At 31.2% G+C, this 500-nt stretch carries 1 protein-coding gene and 1 tRNA gene; one reads left to right on the forward strand and one right to left on the reverse strand.

Annotation, left to right across the window (positions count from 1 at the left end; genetic code table 11):
- Nucleotides 1–127 precede the first annotated feature (127 nt).
- Nucleotides 128–204, forward strand: a tRNA-Arg gene (locus tag QGH30_09805).
- A 30-nt stretch (nucleotides 205–234) separates the two neighbouring features.
- Here QGH30_09805 and QGH30_09810 read toward each other — a convergent pair.
- Nucleotides 235–500 (reverse strand): hypothetical protein (locus tag QGH30_09810; protein ID MDP7022617.1); only part of this gene is annotated, 266 nt, incomplete at its 5' end.

Genomic DNA, 500 nt, shown 5'->3' on the forward strand with positions numbered 1-500 from the left:
TTGATTCTTGACCTTGTAAATGTTTCGAACTTACTTGTTAGACATTTATCTAATCTGAGATTACTATTAACGTCTTTAGCTAAAAATGTTATTGTTTTATTCATTCAATAATTTAAAACCATTGTGTGCGTTCGTAGCTCAATTGGATAGAGCGTCTGACTACGGATCAGAAGGTTGAGGGTTCAAATCCTTCCGGGCGCACCAAAATCATTTTCTTTTTTAAATACATAAAAACTATATATTCAAATTTTTTATTAATTTATCTACATGTGGTTTAAATTCCGACCATCTCTTATCGTACTGGTGTACAATAGAATATGGCTCACCTAAACCATTTATTAATTCAGAATTTTTATTGAAGGATATCTTTTTCAAGGAATAAACAGTCGCTATTGGACCCTCTGTATTTGAATAAAAAAAACTATTTTCAATTAGTTTTTTATGCGCAATAAAGTTTCCATGGGCTTGATCAGAACCTCTACCACTTTTATCCCGTCTAA

This window comes from Candidatus Krumholzibacteriia bacterium, from assembly GCA_030748535.1.
GTDB lineage: Bacteria > Krumholzibacteriota > Krumholzibacteriia > JACNKJ01 > JACNKJ01 > JASMLU01.